The sequence below is a fragment of the Paraburkholderia sp. GAS32 genome (assembly GCF_050434225.1).
In the GTDB taxonomy this organism is placed as follows: domain Bacteria; phylum Pseudomonadota; class Gammaproteobacteria; order Burkholderiales; family Burkholderiaceae; genus Paraburkholderia; species Paraburkholderia madseniana.
The window spans coordinates 397,046-412,280 of sequence record NZ_JBNPVS010000002.1; the positions used below are offsets into that span (position 1 = coordinate 397,046).

16 protein-coding genes are annotated in these 15,235 nt (G+C 61.8%); 11 read left to right on the forward strand and 5 right to left on the reverse strand.

Translation table 11 applies throughout. The annotated features are described in order from the left end of the window. The first annotated feature begins 248 nt into the window (after positions 1-248). The 3 genes from P3T25_RS03750 (at position 249) to ldcA (ending at position 2,494) form a co-directional block, all read left to right on the forward strand. Entirely contained in the window at positions 249-650 is a 402-nt protein-coding gene (locus tag P3T25_RS03750) for a DnaJ family domain-containing protein (protein WP_154566189.1), read from the forward strand. Positions 651-808: 158 nt separating this feature from the next. Then, on the forward strand, positions 809-1,540 hold the full coding sequence (tadA, locus tag P3T25_RS03755) for a tRNA adenosine(34) deaminase TadA (protein ID WP_429357518.1): 732 nt from the start codon (positions 809-811) through the stop codon (positions 1,538-1,540). A 27-nt stretch (positions 1,541-1,567) separates the two neighbouring features. Continuing rightward, complete coding sequence (gene ldcA, locus P3T25_RS03760; protein ID WP_429357519.1) at positions 1,568-2,494, forward strand: muramoyltetrapeptide carboxypeptidase; 927 nt, start codon at positions 1,568-1,570, stop codon at positions 2,492-2,494. 66 nt (positions 2,495-2,560) lie between these two features. Here ldcA and P3T25_RS03765 read toward each other — a convergent pair whose 3' ends face one another. After that, positions 2,561-2,764, reverse strand: coding sequence for a hypothetical protein (locus P3T25_RS03765; protein ID WP_154566191.1), 204 nt, complete (start codon positions 2,762-2,764; stop codon positions 2,561-2,563). A 45-nt stretch (positions 2,765-2,809) separates the two neighbouring features. Between P3T25_RS03765 and P3T25_RS03770 the strand changes: the two genes are divergently transcribed. From P3T25_RS03770 to P3T25_RS03800, 7 genes are all read left to right on the forward strand, one after another. After that, positions 2,810-3,550, forward strand: a complete 741-nt coding sequence (locus tag P3T25_RS03770) for a GntR family transcriptional regulator (protein WP_054035315.1) — start codon at positions 2,810-2,812, stop codon at positions 3,548-3,550. A 336-nt stretch (positions 3,551-3,886) separates the two neighbouring features. Continuing rightward, positions 3,887-5,368: an NCS1 family nucleobase:cation symporter-1 gene (locus tag P3T25_RS03775; protein ID WP_429357520.1), complete on the forward strand. Its 1,482-nt coding sequence runs from the start codon at positions 3,887-3,889 to the stop codon at positions 5,366-5,368. A gap of 24 nt (positions 5,369-5,392) precedes the next feature. Then, positions 5,393-6,259: an aspartate/glutamate racemase family protein gene (locus P3T25_RS03780; RefSeq protein WP_154566194.1), complete on the forward strand. Its 867-nt coding sequence runs from the start codon at positions 5,393-5,395 to the stop codon at positions 6,257-6,259. A gap of 253 nt (positions 6,260-6,512) precedes the next feature. After that, complete coding sequence (gene puuE / locus P3T25_RS03785) at positions 6,513-7,463, forward strand: allantoinase PuuE (protein ID WP_429357521.1); 951 nt, start codon at positions 6,513-6,515, stop codon at positions 7,461-7,463. Beyond that, a complete protein-coding gene (uraD, locus tag P3T25_RS03790) occupies positions 7,460-7,981 on the forward strand; it encodes a 2-oxo-4-hydroxy-4-carboxy-5-ureidoimidazoline decarboxylase (protein WP_106351861.1) in 522 nt (173 codons plus the stop codon). The genes puuE and uraD overlap by 4 nt, the downstream gene beginning before the upstream one ends. Before the next feature lie 73 nt (positions 7,982-8,054). Next, on the forward strand, positions 8,055-9,068 hold the full coding sequence (gene alc / locus P3T25_RS03795; protein WP_429357522.1) for an allantoicase: 1,014 nt from the start codon (positions 8,055-8,057) through the stop codon (positions 9,066-9,068). Further along, a complete protein-coding gene (locus P3T25_RS03800; RefSeq protein WP_429357523.1) occupies positions 9,065-9,577 on the forward strand; it encodes an ureidoglycolate lyase in 513 nt (170 codons plus the stop codon). The genes alc and P3T25_RS03800 overlap by 4 nt, the downstream gene beginning before the upstream one ends. A 132-nt stretch (positions 9,578-9,709) precedes the next feature. Here the strand turns inward: P3T25_RS03800 and P3T25_RS03805 are convergent, their stop codons facing one another. From P3T25_RS03805 to uraH, 3 genes are all read right to left on the reverse strand, one after another. After that, positions 9,710-9,976, reverse strand: coding sequence for a helix-turn-helix transcriptional regulator (locus tag P3T25_RS03805; RefSeq protein WP_429357524.1), 267 nt, complete (start codon positions 9,974-9,976; stop codon positions 9,710-9,712). A gap of 216 nt (positions 9,977-10,192) precedes the next feature. Next, the gene (locus tag P3T25_RS03810; protein ID WP_429357525.1) at positions 10,193-11,386 is read right to left on the reverse strand and encodes a urate hydroxylase PuuD; all 1,194 of its coding nucleotides are present in this window, start codon (positions 11,384-11,386) and stop codon (positions 10,193-10,195) included. Positions 11,387-11,692: 306 nt separating this feature from the next. Then, on the reverse strand, positions 11,693-12,046 hold the full coding sequence (gene uraH, locus P3T25_RS03815) for a hydroxyisourate hydrolase (RefSeq protein WP_074283346.1): 354 nt from the start codon (positions 12,044-12,046) through the stop codon (positions 11,693-11,695). Positions 12,047-12,573: 527 nt separating this feature from the next. Here uraH and P3T25_RS03820 point away from each other — a divergent pair. Continuing rightward, positions 12,574-13,971 carry an 8-oxoguanine deaminase gene (locus P3T25_RS03820; protein ID WP_429357526.1) on the forward strand — a complete coding sequence of 466 codons (1,398 nt, stop codon included), beginning with the start codon at positions 12,574-12,576 and terminating at the stop codon, positions 13,969-13,971. An 81-nt stretch (positions 13,972-14,052) separates the two neighbouring features. Here P3T25_RS03820 and P3T25_RS03825 read toward each other — a convergent pair whose 3' ends face one another. After that, complete coding sequence (locus tag P3T25_RS03825) at positions 14,053-14,985, reverse strand: LysR substrate-binding domain-containing protein (protein ID WP_012433318.1); 933 nt, start codon at positions 14,983-14,985, stop codon at positions 14,053-14,055. Positions 14,986-15,235: the final 250 nt, after the last annotated feature.

The window sequence follows — 15,235 nt, forward strand, 5'->3', positions numbered from 1 at the left end:
TAACGTAAGTGGACTCCATGAATGGGGCAATGGCAGGGCCGAGTGGCCGTTTTCGCGGTGCATGCCGAAAGATATTCGTAAGTTTTTCCGGTGCGAAGCAGCGGCGCCGGCAACCCTCCACCCTAATTCACGCCATGCGCCCCTCAAATACGCAGAATCTGAAAACCAGGGGGATTCGTCGGTCAGACAGCCCGAATCGTCGCGCGCTCCCTGATAGAATGCTTGGGCCGCAACGTAGTGGACTGCAGATGAAATTGCTTGATGCGTTAGTCGAACAGCGTATTGCCGCCGCAGCCGCGCGCGGTGAGTTCGATGATTTGCCGGGCGCGGGCGCGCCGCTGCCTCTCGAGGACGATGCACTGGTTCCGGAGGAAGTGCGCGTCGCCAACCGGATTTTGAAGAATGCGGGCTTCGTGCCGCCGGCTGTCGAGCAGTTGCGCGCCTTGCGCGACCTGCAGGCGGAGCTGAACGCCGTGAGCGACCGGAGCACCCGCTGCCGTCTCCAGGCGCGCATGCTGGCGCTCGATATGGCGCTTGAATCGCTGCGCGGCGGCCCGCTGGTCCTGCCGCGCGAGTACTGCCGCCGTATTGCCGAGCGGCTGTCGGAGCGCGTCGGCAACCTCAATATGGCCGATGCGGGTTCGCAGTGAGCGAGCCGCTTGTCCGCTCCACCTCGGCAGGTCCGGGGTCTGTCGAGTCCGGCGAATCGGCTGAGGCGGCAACACTGCCGGCTGCCCAGACCGGGTCCGTTGATCCCGATGCTCCAGCGTCCGCGGCGAGTGATCCAACGCCAGCAGCGGCCGCCACAATGCTGATCGATACCCCAACACCTGACGAATCACCCGCAGCGGAATCACCCGCAGCGGAATCACCCACAGCGCCTGTGTCGGAGCGTGATCGTCGCTTTATGGCGCTCGCCCAGGCCGCTGCCGAAGAGGCCCGCGCAGCCGGCGAAGTGCCGGTTGGCGCGGTGCTCGTGCGGGGCGACGAAGTCATCGCCAAAGGATTCAACCATCCGATCGGGGCGCACGACCCGTCGGCACATGCGGAAATGATCGCCTTGCGCGCAGCCGCGCAAGCTGTCGAAAACTATCGTCTGCCGGGCTGCGAGCTCTATGTGACGCTGGAACCTTGCCTGATGTGCGCCGGTGCGATCATGCACGCGCGTATCGCACGCGTCGTGTTCGGGGCGCGCGATCCGAAAACCGGAGCGTGCGGCAGTGTCGTCGACGCATTCGCGAATCCGCAGTTGAACCACCACACCACGGTGACTGGCGGCGTGCTCGAAACCGAATGCGGTGCCGCGCTGAAATCGTTCTTTGCTGAGCGGCGGCGCGCTAGCCGGGAAGCACGCGCGGCGGCACGGGGCGAAGCGCACGCCGTTGCAAGCAGCGAAGCACACCCAGACGCGCACGCCGAAACGCACGTCGAAGTGCGCACCACAGCGTGCAGCGAGGCACACGCTGAAGTCCATCTCGGCGCAGGCATCGACGCGCACGCCGAAGCACGCAGCGAACCGGGGCCGGCTGAGCCGCTCTAAAACAACAACGTCCTACAGGTCTTGCCGATGACCGTCCATCGCACCATTGAGTTGATCGCACCGTCCGGGTATCCGCATGATTCCGAGGTGTTGCATCGCGCGTTGCATCGCTTGCATGCGCAGGGGCATCGGGTCGAAGGTGTGGAGGCGACAAGGCGCCGTTACCTGCGCTTTGCCGGCACCGACGGCGAGCGTGCAGCCGATCTGAACCGGCTGGCGGACCCCTCACGTGCGTTGCCCGACATCGTGCTGACCGTGCGTGGCGGCTACGGCGCAATGCGCATTCTGCACGGACTCGACTACGAAGGGCTGCAACGGCGGTTGACCGATCAGCCGGTCGCGCTGGTGGGGCATAGCGATTTCACCGCGGTGCAGCTTGCTTTGCTGGCACGCGCCGGCGTGAAAACTTTCGGCGGCCCGATGCTGATGAGCGACTTCGGCGCGGAAGATGTGAGCGAGTTCACCATGCAGCACTTCTGGTCCGCGCTGACCCGGCCGACCCTGACGGTGACGAGCAATGTGCCGCAAGCGCAGACTACCGACGTGACGGGCATGTTGTGGGGCGGCAATCTGGCGGTGGTGACATCGCTGATCGGCACGCCGTACATGCCGCCGGTGCAGGGCGGCATTCTGTTCCTCGAAGACGTCAACGAGCAGCCGTTCCGGCTCGAGCGGATGCTTTATCAATTGCACCTCTCGGGCATCCTCGCGCAGCAGCAGGCGCTTGTGCTCGGCGATTTTTCCGGCGGCAACCCGTACGAGTACGACAACGGCTACGATCTGCACGCAATGATCGAGCAGATGCGATCGGTGATCGGGATTCCGGTCATTACCGGTCTGCAATTCGGCCATATTCCCAACATGCTGACGCTGCCGGTCGGCGCTGACGCGCACCTCGTCGCCAACGCGCATGGGTTCAAACTGTCGTTATCGGGCTATCCGACACTTGCCTGAAACGACGTGGGATAGGGAAGCGGGCGTTTGCCCGCTTTCTTTTTGAGTCGCATACGCAACTAACGGTCATCTTTTCAGGGCAACTCGCAACAGAACGGCCCCATGGAGGTCCTTCACTTTGTTGACAAAACCCGTCTCCAATAGACGACCATCCCATACATTAATTAAACTGGTATTGAAGCTGAGTAAGGCCTGCGCTGGCTGTCCGCCAAGCCACAGCATGGTCAGGGCATCCAGATTGTCGAAATTAAAAGCAAAAATTGTTGACAATTTTTATGTCCATCCTATGATGACCAACATACCGAGACGCACATCATGTCCGACACAGATTCCGCCGCCGCGAATGGTCCGAAAGCCGAAACGATCGCCGAGCGCATCCGCGCCGCGATCCTCGAGCATCGGCTAGCGCCTGGCGCCAAGCTGACAGAAGCACAGTTATGCGAAGTATTCGGCGTGAAGCGCGGCCCGATCCGGCAGGCGCTCGCGCAGCTGGCGACCGACCACCTCGTCGACCTCGAACCGAATCGTGGTGCGTTTGTTGCCAGCCCGTCGCTGCAGGAAGTGCATGAAGTGTTCGAAATGCGCCGGATCATCGAACTGGCCGTGGTTGAAAAGATTTGCGGCGGTCACGGCCTGCGCCGTTTGAAGAGCATCGGCAGCATGATCGGCCGTGAACGCAAAGCGTTCGAAACACGTGATTTTCCGGCGTGGATTCGCCTGTCGGGCGAGTTCCATACCGAGTTGGCGGGGCTCACCGGCAACGCGGTGCTGTGCGACTGCCTGAACGGACTAGTGGCGCGCTCCACGCTGATTTCGGCACTGTACGAGTCGCTCGGACGCAGCCCTTGCTCGTTCGAGGACCATGAAGCGATTCTCGCCGCGCTCGACGCCGGCGATGCAAAAGAGGCGGCGGCACTGATGTCGCGCCATTTGCAAAGCGTCGAGTTGAAGATGCTGGAGCGCCCCGCACGTGGCGCGGCCGATCTGCATGAAGTGTTTGGCGCCCTTGGCGGCGCGTCGAAGGAAGCAGCTAGACCCAAGTCCGCGCCGGGCTGAGGCAGGCGGCCGGTGCGCGCCCGTTGCCGGTGCGCGCCGCACTGAATTGAACTGAACCGAATCAGGCGTTGCAAGGCGGCTCTGCGTGAGCGCTGCCGGCTTGCGCACGCGTGGCCGTCACGGGATGACAGCCTTGGAGTAGTAACGCATCGCCGGGAATTCGCGGCGACAGGCGGTGCGATAACCACAAGTACATCAAGTACGGAGACATCCGCGGCACGGTTAATCAATCGGCTCGAACCTCCCGTTTTCCGATCGGGGAGAAGAGGGCCGCTGGCATGGCCGATGCAACGTCCTTCGATTCGCTATCGATGGTCCCTATCCCAAGGAGGAATCATGGCTCAGTTCAGTGCAGCGCCCAGTAGTCCCGCAATTCCCACATACGCAGACGATGGCGCGCCCAGCGATCCGTCGACACCAGCAGGCTACAGCGAGAGGCTGTACAACGAAGATCTGGCGCCGCTGCGTCATCAAACCTGGGGTGCCTACAACATCTTCGCGTTCTGGATGTCGGACGTGCACAGCGTAGGCGGCTATGTGTTCGCGGGCAGTCTGTTCGCGCTTGGGCTGACGAGCTGGCAGGTGCTGATCGCGCTGCTGGTCGGCATTACGATTGTCAACCTGCTCTGCAACCTGATTGCCAAACCGAGTCAGGCGAACGGCGTGCCTTATCCGGTGGCCTGCCGCGCAACGTTCGGCGTGCTTGGTGCGAATATTCCTGCCGTGATTCGCGGCCTGATCGCGGTCGCATGGTATGGAATCCAAACTTATCTGGCTTCGAGTGCGCTGGTAATCGTGGTGCTGAAGTTCGTCCCGCAACTGTTGCCGTATGCGGACATGCATCACCATGGTTTCATGGGTCTCTCCACCTTGGGCTGGGCCGGTTTCATGTTGCTGTGGGTCCTGCAGGCGCTGGTGTTCTGGCACGGCATGGAGACCATCAAGAAGTTCATCGACTTCGCCGGCCCGGCGGTCTATGTGGTGATGTTCATTCTCGCGGGCTACATGGTGTATCGCGCAGGATGGCGAAACATCGGCATCAACCTGGGCGGTGTCAAATATCACGGTATGGAAGTGGTGCCGGTGATGATCACGGCGACCTCGCTGGTGGTGTCGTACTTCTCCGGACCGATGCTGAATTTCGGCGACTTTTCGCGCTACGCTAAAAGTTTTCGCAGCGTGCGGCGCGGCAATTTCTGGGGCTTGCCGGTCAACTTCCTCGCCTTCTCGCTGGTGACGGTGGTTACAACCGCGGCGACGCTGCCGGTGTTTGGCCAACTGATCACCGACCCGGTCGAAACGGTGGGCCGTATCGACTATCCGACTGCGGTGATTCTCGGTGCGTTGACTTTCACGATTGCAACGATCGGCATCAACATCGTCGCTAACTTTGTGTCGCCGGCCTTCGACTTCTCGAATGTCGCGCCGCGTCTGATCAGTTGGCGTGCGGGCGGCATGCTCGCGGCGGTGGCGTCGATTTTCATCACGCCGTGGAACCTGTTCAACAATCCGGCGGTGATTCACTACACGCTCGACGTACTGGGCAGTTTCATTGGACCGCTGTATGGTGTCCTGATCGTTGATTATTTCCTCGTGAAGCGTCAAAAGATCGTGCTGGATGATCTTTACTCGGTCTCGCCGAGCGGCTCGTACTGGTACAAAAATGGTGTCAACTACCGCGCCGTGGCTGCATTGTTGCCGGCTGCGGTCATCGCCGTGATCTGCGTGATGGTGCCGACGCTCGACGGGCTGGCCAATTTCTCGTGGTTCATCGGGGCTGGATTGGGTGCTGTGTTCTACCGCGTGCTGGCTCGCTGAGTCAGTGCCGCAACAGGAGTCGCTATGCGCATCAAACTGATCAATCCGAATACGACGCAACGCATGACCGAGGCGATGGGCCGCTGCGCACGCGATGTCGCCGCGCCCGGCACCGAAGTGATCGCGGTCAATCCGACGATGGGGCCGCCCTCGATCGAAGGCTATTACGACGAAGCGCTCGCAACGCCCGGTTTGCTGGCCGAGGTCATTGCCGGCGAACGTGAGGGCTGCGACGGGTACGTGATCGCCTGCTTCGGCGACCCCGGTTTATACGCGGCGCGCGAGTTGGCGCGCGGTCCGGTGATCGGCATCGCCGAGGCTGCGATGCACGCCGCAAGCGTGCTGGCGCCCGGGTTTTCGGTGGTGACCACGCTGGCGCGCACGTGCGGCATGGCGTGGCATCTTGCCGAGCGCTACGGCATGAAGCGCTTCTGCCGCAACGTCCGCGCGACCGATGTCGCTGTGCTCGATCTCGACAAGCCCGGCTCGGCGGCGCGCCGCATCATCCTCGACGAATGCCGGCGCGCGCTGGAGGAGGACGGTTCGGACGCGATCGTGCTCGGTTGCGCCGGCATGGCCGAATTGTGCGCGGAGATCGAAGATGCGCTGGGCGCGCCGGTGATCGAGGGCGTGACGGCGGCGGTCAAATGGACCGAGGCACTGGTCGCGCTGCGGCTGTCGACAGCCAAGCGGGGCGACTATGCGCGGCCGCTGGCCAAGCGTTACGACGGCGCACTGGAAGCCTTCAGTCCGACCGATGCGGACCCAAATCCGCAGCCGTCGCGCAGTTCGGCCGCAAGCGCCACGGAAAGTGCAAATTCGAGTGGTTTACTGCGGGTAAACACCACGGAACGCCCGGTGGGGCCGGCTTCGCACATACATCCAGTCTGACACGCACTATCTGCCCGGGTGTATGGGCGCACCCGGGTGTTTTCGCTACACTGGTCCCACTCGGCGCTGGTACCTGAATGCTGTTTTGCTGATGCTTCTGGTGCCGCTTTTTCAGGGCTGTTTCCGCCTGCGCCGGCCGGCCTGCTTGCAAGGCAAACGCACACACCCGCATGCAGAACGCACGCAATCCCACGTGCATGTCACGTGAGTGCCGCGCGAATTTTACGGTCCGTCTCCACGCTTTCGTCAAACCATGCCACTCGACTCGAACTATCCACGCGATCTGATCGGCTACGGCCGCCACCCGGTGCAGGCGAACTGGCCGGGTCGAGCGCGCGTCGCGGTGCAATTCGTCCTGAACTACGAAGAGGGCGGTGAGAACTGCGTGCTGCACGGCGATCCGGGCTCGGAACAGTTTCTGTCGGAAATCGTCGGCGCGGCGTCGTATCCGTCCCGTCACATGAGCATGGAGTCGATCTACGAATACGGCTCGCGGGCAGGCGTGTGGCGCATCCTGCGCGAATTCGAAAAACGTGGCCTGCCGCTCACGGTGTTCGGCGTCGGCATGGCGATCGAACGGCATCCTGACCTGGGCCGCGCTTTCGTCGAGCTCGGCCATGAGATCGCTTGTCACGGCTATCGCTGGATTCACTATCAGGACGTGTCGCCGGAAAAAGAGGCGGAACACATGCGCCTCGGAATGGAAGCGATCGAACGCATCACCGGCGAGCGCGCGCTCGGCTGGTACACCGGTCGCGACAGTCCCAACACGCATCGTCTGGTCGCCGAATACGGCGGCTTCCTGTACGACTCGGATTACTACGGCGACGATCTGCCGTTCTGGCTGGATGTCGAAGTGACGGGCGGAGCCAAGAGCCCGCAATTGATCGTGCCGTACACGCTCGACACGAACGATATGCGCTTTGCAAGCCCGCAAGGCTTCAACACCGCGGACCATTTCTTCACGTACCTGCGCGACGCATTCGACGTGCTGTACGAAGAAGGCGACGAAGCACCGAAGATGCTGTCGATCGGCATGCACTGCCGTCTGCTCGGCCGTCCGGGGCGCTTCCGCGCGCTGCAACGTTTCCTCGACCATATCGAACAGCACGATCGCGTGTGGGTGACGCGGCGCGTCGATATCGCGCGTCACTGGCGCGAACATCACCCTTACCAACAAAACAACCGCGGGGCAGCGGCATGAAGGCGATGCAATACACTCTGGATCAACTCAACAGCACCTCGACCGACGCGTTCGTCGCAGCGCTGTCGGGCATTTTCGAGCACTCGCCGTGGGTCGCGGAAATTGCCGCGCAGCAACGGCCGTTTGCCAGCATCGACGAACTGCACAGCAAGATGTCGAACATCGTCGAGACTGCGGGCGAAGAGAAGCAACTGGCGTTGATCAACGCCCACCCGGAGCTCGCCGGCAAGGCTGCCGTGCGCGGCGAGCTGACGGCCGAATCCACGCGAGAGCAGAGCGGCGCGGGCCTTGCCCAGTGCACGCAGGAAGAATTCGACAGGCTGCTGGCGTTGAACAGCGCCTATCGCGAGAAGTTCGGCTTTCCGTTCATCCTCGCGGTGCGCGGCTACGACCGCCACGGCATCATCGCGAACTTCGAGGCGCGCGTGAACAACAGCCGCGCCGACGAATTGCGCGCGAGCCTCGATCAGATCTACCGCATCGCACGTTTCCGGCTCGACGACCTGATCGACGCGTAAGGCTTCAACTACGCGTCGCGGACCTCGAACCGAAACGTTTTTTCAGTACCAACAAACATTAAGGAAGACAAAGATGGCACTCCCGATTCTCGACCCCAACGCACCGGAATTCACGCGCCGCTATGTGAACCTGGCGGACCCGCGTCTGGGCGCGCAGGCGCTCGAGGCCAGCGACGATTTCTTCGCACCGAAGGAACGCATGCTGAATCCGGAGCCGGCCGTCTTCATTCCGGGCAAGTACGACGACAACGGCAAGTGGATGGACGGCTGGGAAACGCGCCGCAAGCGCGCCAACGGCTACGACTGGTGCGTCGTGAAGCTCGCGCGTCCGGGCGTGATCAAGGGTCTCGACCTCGACACCAGCCACTTCACGGGCAACTTCCCGCCGGCGGCTTCGGTTGAGGCTGCGCGCGTCGTGGACGGCGTGCCGAACCAGTCGACGCAATGGACCGAAATCGTCCCGTCGACCACGCTGCAGGGCAACAGCCACCACTATCACGAAGTCAGCGACGCGAACGCCTACACGCACCTGCGCGTGAACATTTACCCGGACGGCGGTATTGCGCGTCTGCGTGTGTATGGCCAGCCGCAAGTCGACTGGGCAGGCGCAAGCCGCACGGAGCAGTTCGATCTGGCCGCGATGGAAAACGGCGCGTATCTGGTCGCGGCGAACAACCAGCACTTCGGCGCTGCATCGACGATTCTGATGCCGGGCCGCGGTGTGAACATGGGCGACGGCTGGGAAACGCGTCGCCGCCGTGAACCGGGCAACGATTGGGCGATCGTCGCGCTGGCGCAACCGGGCGTGATCAAGAAGATCGAAGTCGATACGGCTCACTTCAAGGGCAACTATCCGGACCGTTGCTCGATCCAGGCCGCGTATGTGACGGGCGGCACGGACAGCTCGCTGATCACGCAAGCCATGTTCTGGCCGGTGCTGCTGGGTGAACAGAAGCTGAAGATGGACAACCAGCACTATTTCGAAAGCGAAATCGCCGCATTGGGTCCGGTCACGCACGTGCGCTTCAACATCATTCCGGACGGCGGCGTATCGCGTCTGCGTCTGTGGGGCACGCTCGTATCATGAAAACGCTGGCGATCGAACCCTTGACGAAGGAAGCGTTCGCCGCATTCGGCGACGTGGTCGAACTCGAAGGCGCGAAGCAGATTCCGATCAACCTCGGCACCACGATCCGCTATCACGACCTTGCGAAAGTGGACGTGACCGACGAGAACGGCCGCGCGCTGGTGAACCTGTTTCGCGGTCAGCCGCGCACGTTGCCGTTCGAAGTGAAGATGCTCGAACGTCATCCGCTGGGCAGCCAGGCCTTCGTGCCGCTGAACGACAAACCGTATCTGGTGGTCGTGGCCCCGGCTGGCGAGCTGGACCCGAAGCAGATTCGCGCGTTCGTGACGAGCGGCTGGCAAGGTGTGAACTATGCGAAGGGCGTCTGGCACCATCCGCTGATTGCATTGAGCGACGTGAGCGACTTTATCGTCGTCGATCGTGGCGGCGACGGGTTGAACCTGAACGAGCAGGATCTGGCCGAGTCGCTCTGGCTGACTGAAGATGCGTTGAGCGCGGTGACCGTTTGAGGTCGTTGTCTTAGCTTGCTTTAGCGTAGTACGTTGAGCAAGCTGGTTATAAAAAAGCCCACAGTGCACGCTGTGGGCTTTTTTTCATTTGCGGACTATCGCACTGCGGGACGCAAGCTCGTACGTCGAGCCTCATGAGTTCGCGACCGGCATGCGTTGTTCAGCCAGGATATCTTCGAGCGTCCGGCCGTGACCGTGGGCGACGAACTTGAGGTCGTAGCCGGCCGCTTCGAGCAGGCGCACGAGCACCGACACGCTCATATCGTTTTTGGCCAGCGTTTCCATACGCGCGACGGTGGTACGCGCGACGCCCGCGCGGCGCGCCAATTCCTCTTGAGACAGGTGACTTTCGCGCCGAACGGCCTTCAGCATGTTCGATACGTCAGCGAGATTGGTCATTTGTAGCCCCGGAGCGTCAAATCGGTAGATTTTAGCCATGTTGTAGCCCATGAGACACAATTTGTTCTTATGGTTTTGTGTCTCACGGGCTACAACTTCCCTTGTCATTCTGACAAGCCGTCCGGACCGAATGACCAACAAAAAAACGGGCTTCCCGCTCACGCGAAAAGCCCGCTTCATGCTTTGCAAAGCCGGGCGCAACACCCGGCCAGCGCCTTACTTCACCGCACCGCCTTCGAACCACGCGGCGATCTTCATCCGCTCGTCGTCGGTCATGTGCGTGACGTTGCCAAGCGGCATCGCCTTCAAGGTCACGGCCTGCTGGTAGATCCGCTGCGCGTTCTGCGAGATCTCGTCCGGCGTGTCCAGCAACACGCCGGACGGGGCGCTGCCCATCATCGTGGGATGAGCGGAGTGACATGCCACGCAGCGTTGTTGCAGCACCGGCGCGATATCGGCCACCTTGACCGTCGGCGCGTTCGCGGCCTGCGCTTGCGGCACGATCGGCTTCGGCATCGTCGAGAAGAGGGCGGCGAACATCAGCACGATACCCACCAGCGGCAAGTACCACAGCACCTGGCCACGGTGACGCATCACGAAGAACTGGCGAATCAGCGCGCCGGCCAGCATGATCATCAGGAGCACGACCCAGCTGTACCGATTCGTGTATGTCATCGCGTAGTGGTTCGACAGCATTGCGAACACCACCGGCAGCGTGAAATACGTGTTGTGCACCGAACGTTGCTTGCCGCGCTTGCCGTAGATCGGGTTCGGCGTTTCGCCCTTGAGCATCGCGGCAACCATCTTGCGCTGACCCGGGATGATCACGAAGAACACGTTCGCCGACATGATCGTTGCCAGCATCGCGCCCATGATCAGGTAAGCCGCACGGCCCGCGAAGATATGGCACGCGAGGTACGCCGCGATCACCACATAAATGCCGACGCAGATGCCGAGCACCTTGTCTTTATTGCCGAGCAGACGGCACAGCGAGTCGTAGACGATCCAGCCTGCAGCGAGGAAGCCGAGTGCCGAAGCAACTGCGACCACCGGGCCCATGTCGAGCACGTTCTTGTCGATCAGGTACGTGGACGGCGAGAGCAGATACAGCACCGTGAAGAGGCTCGCGCCCGACAGCCACGTGGTGTACGACGGCCACTTGGACCAGTGCAGGTCGTCCGGCATTTCCGGCGGCGCGACGGTGTACTTCTGCATGTTGTAGAAGCCGCCGCCGTGCACGTGCCACAACTCGCCGAACACGCCGCGCTTGCGCTGGTTCGGGTCCGTAGGCGGTTTCAGGCTGTTGTCGAGCGCGACGAAATAGAACGATTCGCCGATCCAGGCGATGGCGACGATGACGTGGAACCAGCGCAATGCCAGGTTCAGCCAGTCAGTGATAAAGCCTTCCATGAAACTCCTCCACTTCTGATTCGTTGTACGCGCAACGACGCTTGTGCCTTGATTACGCCTTCGGTGACCCGGCTGACGGGTCGTCGGCATGCACGGTGTCGCTGCGCAGACTGCGGGGTGAGAGACGCGGTGCGCTCAGTTCGCACAGCGCCGTTTTTTATTGGAACTTCGGGTCGAGTCGCTCGCGTTCGATTGCGCTTCGCGGGTGTCTCCAAAGATCCGCACAGTGCAATCGGGCGCGCTCGCAAATACAGCGCGACTTCAACCTCGTCTTCCTCCAACGCCTATCAATACGCTCCGTTCGGCTTAGCTGCCTCGATAGGTGCTGTACGACCACGGCGATACCAGCAGCGGCACGTGATAGTGCGCACCGGCATCGGCCACGCCGAAGCGCAACACGACGCGATCGACAAAACGCGGCTCCGGCACTTTCGTGCCGATCGATGCAAAGTAGTCGCCGGCGCCGAACACAAGTTCGTATTCGCCCGGGACCAATGCGTCGCCTTCGAGCAGCGGCTGGTCGCAGCGGCCGTCGTCATTGGTGGTGGTGGTTTTGAGCGCGCGGCGGGTGTCGCCGGAGAGCGCGAAGAGTTCGACCTTGATGCCCGCGCCGGGACGGCCGTTCGCGGTGTCGAGCACGTGGGTAGTGAGCTTTCCCATTCGCAATTTTCCTTATGTGAATGCGAGGTTTCGGCGGCGGCCCGATCCAGAATACGTTGCGGCGGATCGAGGCTCCACGTCAGTGGCTACATACCCGTCGGCGAATTGAAGCGAGCGCCGTGGCAGCCATTGTAAAAAGGATGTTCACGTCAGCGCGCGCGAGATAGGAAAGATAATACCTGGCGCATGACAGACAGCCTGTTGAAAGCCACTTTGAGTCGATTCATTCGACTATTGCCGTGCATTTCATTCACCGGCGGATCGTACCGGCGCCAAAAAAGGCCCACTATATCGACAGCGTGAGGTTGGGTATCGCGCTGGCGCGAGTTGTCAGCATTATTTTGACCGTTGAAGGTTACACCTGTGCGCCGCAGCAAACACAAGTGAAGCGCGGCACACCCCGAAGACGGCGGAAATACGCTGGGTAACCGGGCCAACGGCGTTCGACGGGACGCGGCGGCGCGGTTGGCGTGCCGTCCCATCGCGTTCGAACGGCTTTGCACGGAAGCAATGAAGCGGAGAAACGAATGACGATGGAGCAGGTGGCTATGAAGCCAAACAAGCCTAAGAAAACGATGCTGGTGAAGCACGCGGACGTGCTGGTCACGATGGACGGCGCCCGGCGCGAACTGCGCGACGGCGGCATGTATATCGAGGACAACCGCATCGTCGCGGTCGGACCGACGGCGGAATTGCCGCAAACGGCCGACGAAGTGCTGGACATGCGCGGCCATCTGGTGATTCCGGGGCTGGTGAACACGCACCACCATATGTATCAGAGCCTGACGCGCGCGATTCCGGCCGCGCAGAACGCCGAGCTATTCGGCTGGCTGACCAACCTCTACAAGGTGTGGGCGAACCTCACACCGGAGATGATCGAAGTCTCGACCTTGACGGCGATGGCCGAGCTGTTGCTGTCCGGTTGCACGACCTCGAGCGACCATTTGTATATCTACCCGAACGGCAGCCGCCTTGACGACAGCATCGTCGCAGCGCAGCGGATCGGCATGCGTTTTCATGCAGCGCGTGGCAGCATGAGCGTGGGGCAGAAGGACGGCGGCTTGCCGCCGGATTCGGTGGTCGAGCGTGAAGCGGACATCCTGAAGGACACGCAGCGGCTGATCGAGACGTACAACGACGAAGGACGCTACGCGATGCTGCGTGTCGTGGTCGCGCCGTGCTCGCCGTTCTCGGTGAGTCGCGATCTGATGCGCGAATCGGCGGTGATGGCGCGGCACTATGGTGTGTCGCTGCACACGCACCTGGCGGAGAACGTCAACGACATCGCGTACAGCCGCGAGAAGTTCGGCATGACGCCGGCCGAATATGCGGAAGACCTCGGCTGGGTCGGTCACGATGTGTGGCACGCGCACTGTGTGCAACTCGACGACGCGGGCATCGAGCTGTTCGCCCGCACCGGCACCGGCGTTGCGCACTGCCCGTGTTCGAATATGCGATTGGCGTCGGGGATTGCGCCGGTCAAGCGGATGCGCCTCGCCGGGGTGCCGGTGGGCCTGGGCGTCGACGGTTCGGCGTCGAACGACGGCGCGCAAATGGTCGCCGAAGTGCGCCAGGCGCTGTTGCTGCAGCGGGTCGGTTTCGGGCCGGATGCGATGACCGCGCGTGAAGCGTTGGAGATCGCGACGTTAGGCGGCGCGAAGGTGCTGAATCGCGACGACATCGGCGCACTGGCGCCGGGCATGGCGGCGGATTTCGTGTCCTTCGATCTGCGTCAGCCGCTGTTTGCGGGCGCGTTGCACGATCCGGTCGCGGCACTGGTGTTCTGCGCGCCGTCGCAGGTAAGCCATAGCGTGATCGGCGGCAAGGTGGTGGTGAAAAATGGTCAATTAACGACGCTGGAACTCGGACCGGTCATCGAGCAGCACAACCGGTTGGCAAAGACGCTTTACGAAGCGGCAGCCTGATGATGGCGTAAGGGCGAAGTAGAAGAAGCAGCTCTATCGGCATCCACAAAGACTGGATGCCGATAGAGCACATAGCAAAGATTAAGGCTTGTCGATCAACGTCTTGGTCGCCTCGGCAACCAGACTGCGCAGCCAGCGCACTTCGTCGGAGTAATGCACGCGCTCGTGCCACAACTGGTAGTACTGCATCGGCGGGAAATCGAGCGGCGCGGGCACCACGGTCAGCGGCAGAAACTTGGCGTAGTAGTCGGCAAACAGGCGCGTCGTCGTGAAGATCAGATCGGACTTGATCAGCACGTAAGGCGCCAGATTGAAGTACGGCAACGTGACGACCACGTGACGCTTTAACCGTTCGCGCGCGAGATGCACGTCGATCGCGCCGCGTTGGCCCACCGAGTAAGGAGTAGGCGCAAGATGCGGGGCATTCAGGTACTGGTCGAGCGTCAACCCGCCACGTTTGGCGAACGGATGCGCGTTGCTCATCAGGCAGACGATCTGATCGACGAACAGGTTCGACAGGTGCAATTGCTCCGGCGGTTCCGGCCAGTTGCCGACCACGATGTCGAGCTTGCCGTCCTCGAGCGCGAGTTCGTAGTCGAACGCCGGCCCGAGCGAGTGAAACTCGAGCGTCGCGTTCGGCGCGGCCTGACGAAAGCGTTCCACCACCGTCGGCACGAACAGCACGTTCAGGTAGTCCGGGCAGCCGATCCGGTAGCAACGAATGGACGTGGCGGGATCGAAGTTGTGCTGCTGGAACTTGATGCGTTCGATCTCGCGCAGCGCGTTTTGCACCGGTTCGAGCAGGCGCAGGCCGTACTCGGTCGGCACCATGCCGGATTTGCCGCGCACCAGCAACGGGTCGCCGGTGATGTCGCGCAAACGGCGCAGGGCCGCGCTGATGGCGGGTTGCGATTGATTCAGTTTGACGGCCGCGCGCGTGACGCTGCGTTCCATCAACAGGGTGTGCAAGACGCGTAATAGATACGTATCGATCGCCTCGCGTTGCTGACTCATGACTTCTCCGAAATATATGTTCTGGCTGATCGAACGGGCGTGGGTATATATGGCTTTTAATATGAACACAAAACCACGTCAAGAGTGGGATACCCGCAGAGCACGCTGCGACGGGGGTTTGCGGGGAATTTTGACGGCTCGACTGAGCCGGTCGATTTAGGTATTGTCATCCGGTTGTGGTGACGGATCGTCTGCTGACAGGGCGGGCGGACGCGCTGCGACCGGCAGTCTCTGACGTACTACGGAATCA

Bases quoted from the DNA above. Each gene is read 5' to 3' on its own strand.
- P3T25_RS03750 (WP_154566189.1), top strand. From the start codon at position 249: ATGAAATTGCTTGATGCGTTAGTCGAACAGCGTATTGCCGCCGCAGCC.
- tadA (WP_429357518.1), top strand. From the start codon at position 809: ATGCTGATCGATACCCCAACACCTGACGAATCACCCGCAGCGGAATCA.
- ldcA (WP_429357519.1), top strand. From the start codon at position 1,568: ATGACCGTCCATCGCACCATTGAGTTGATCGCACCGTCCGGGTATCCG.
- P3T25_RS03770 (WP_054035315.1), top strand. From the start codon at position 2,810: ATGTCCGACACAGATTCCGCCGCCGCGAATGGTCCGAAAGCCGAAACG.
- P3T25_RS03775 (WP_429357520.1), top strand. From the start codon at position 3,887: ATGGCTCAGTTCAGTGCAGCGCCCAGTAGTCCCGCAATTCCCACATAC.
- P3T25_RS03780 (WP_154566194.1), top strand. From the start codon at position 5,393: ATGCGCATCAAACTGATCAATCCGAATACGACGCAACGCATGACCGAG.
- puuE (WP_429357521.1), top strand. From the start codon at position 6,513: ATGCCACTCGACTCGAACTATCCACGCGATCTGATCGGCTACGGCCGC.
- uraD (WP_106351861.1), top strand. From the start codon at position 7,460: ATGAAGGCGATGCAATACACTCTGGATCAACTCAACAGCACCTCGACC.
- alc (WP_429357522.1), top strand. From the start codon at position 8,055: ATGGCACTCCCGATTCTCGACCCCAACGCACCGGAATTCACGCGCCGC.
- P3T25_RS03800 (WP_429357523.1), top strand. From the start codon at position 9,065: ATGAAAACGCTGGCGATCGAACCCTTGACGAAGGAAGCGTTCGCCGCA.
- P3T25_RS03805 (WP_429357524.1), bottom strand. From the start codon at position 9,976: ATGACCAATCTCGCTGACGTATCGAACATGCTGAAGGCCGTTCGGCGC.
- P3T25_RS03810 (WP_429357525.1), bottom strand. From the start codon at position 11,386: ATGGAAGGCTTTATCACTGACTGGCTGAACCTGGCATTGCGCTGGTTC.
- uraH (WP_074283346.1), bottom strand. From the start codon at position 12,046: ATGGGAAAGCTCACTACCCACGTGCTCGACACCGCGAACGGCCGTCCC.
- P3T25_RS03820 (WP_429357526.1), top strand. From the start codon at position 12,574: ATGACGATGGAGCAGGTGGCTATGAAGCCAAACAAGCCTAAGAAAACG.
- P3T25_RS03825 (WP_012433318.1), bottom strand. From the start codon at position 14,985: ATGAGTCAGCAACGCGAGGCGATCGATACGTATCTATTACGCGTCTTG.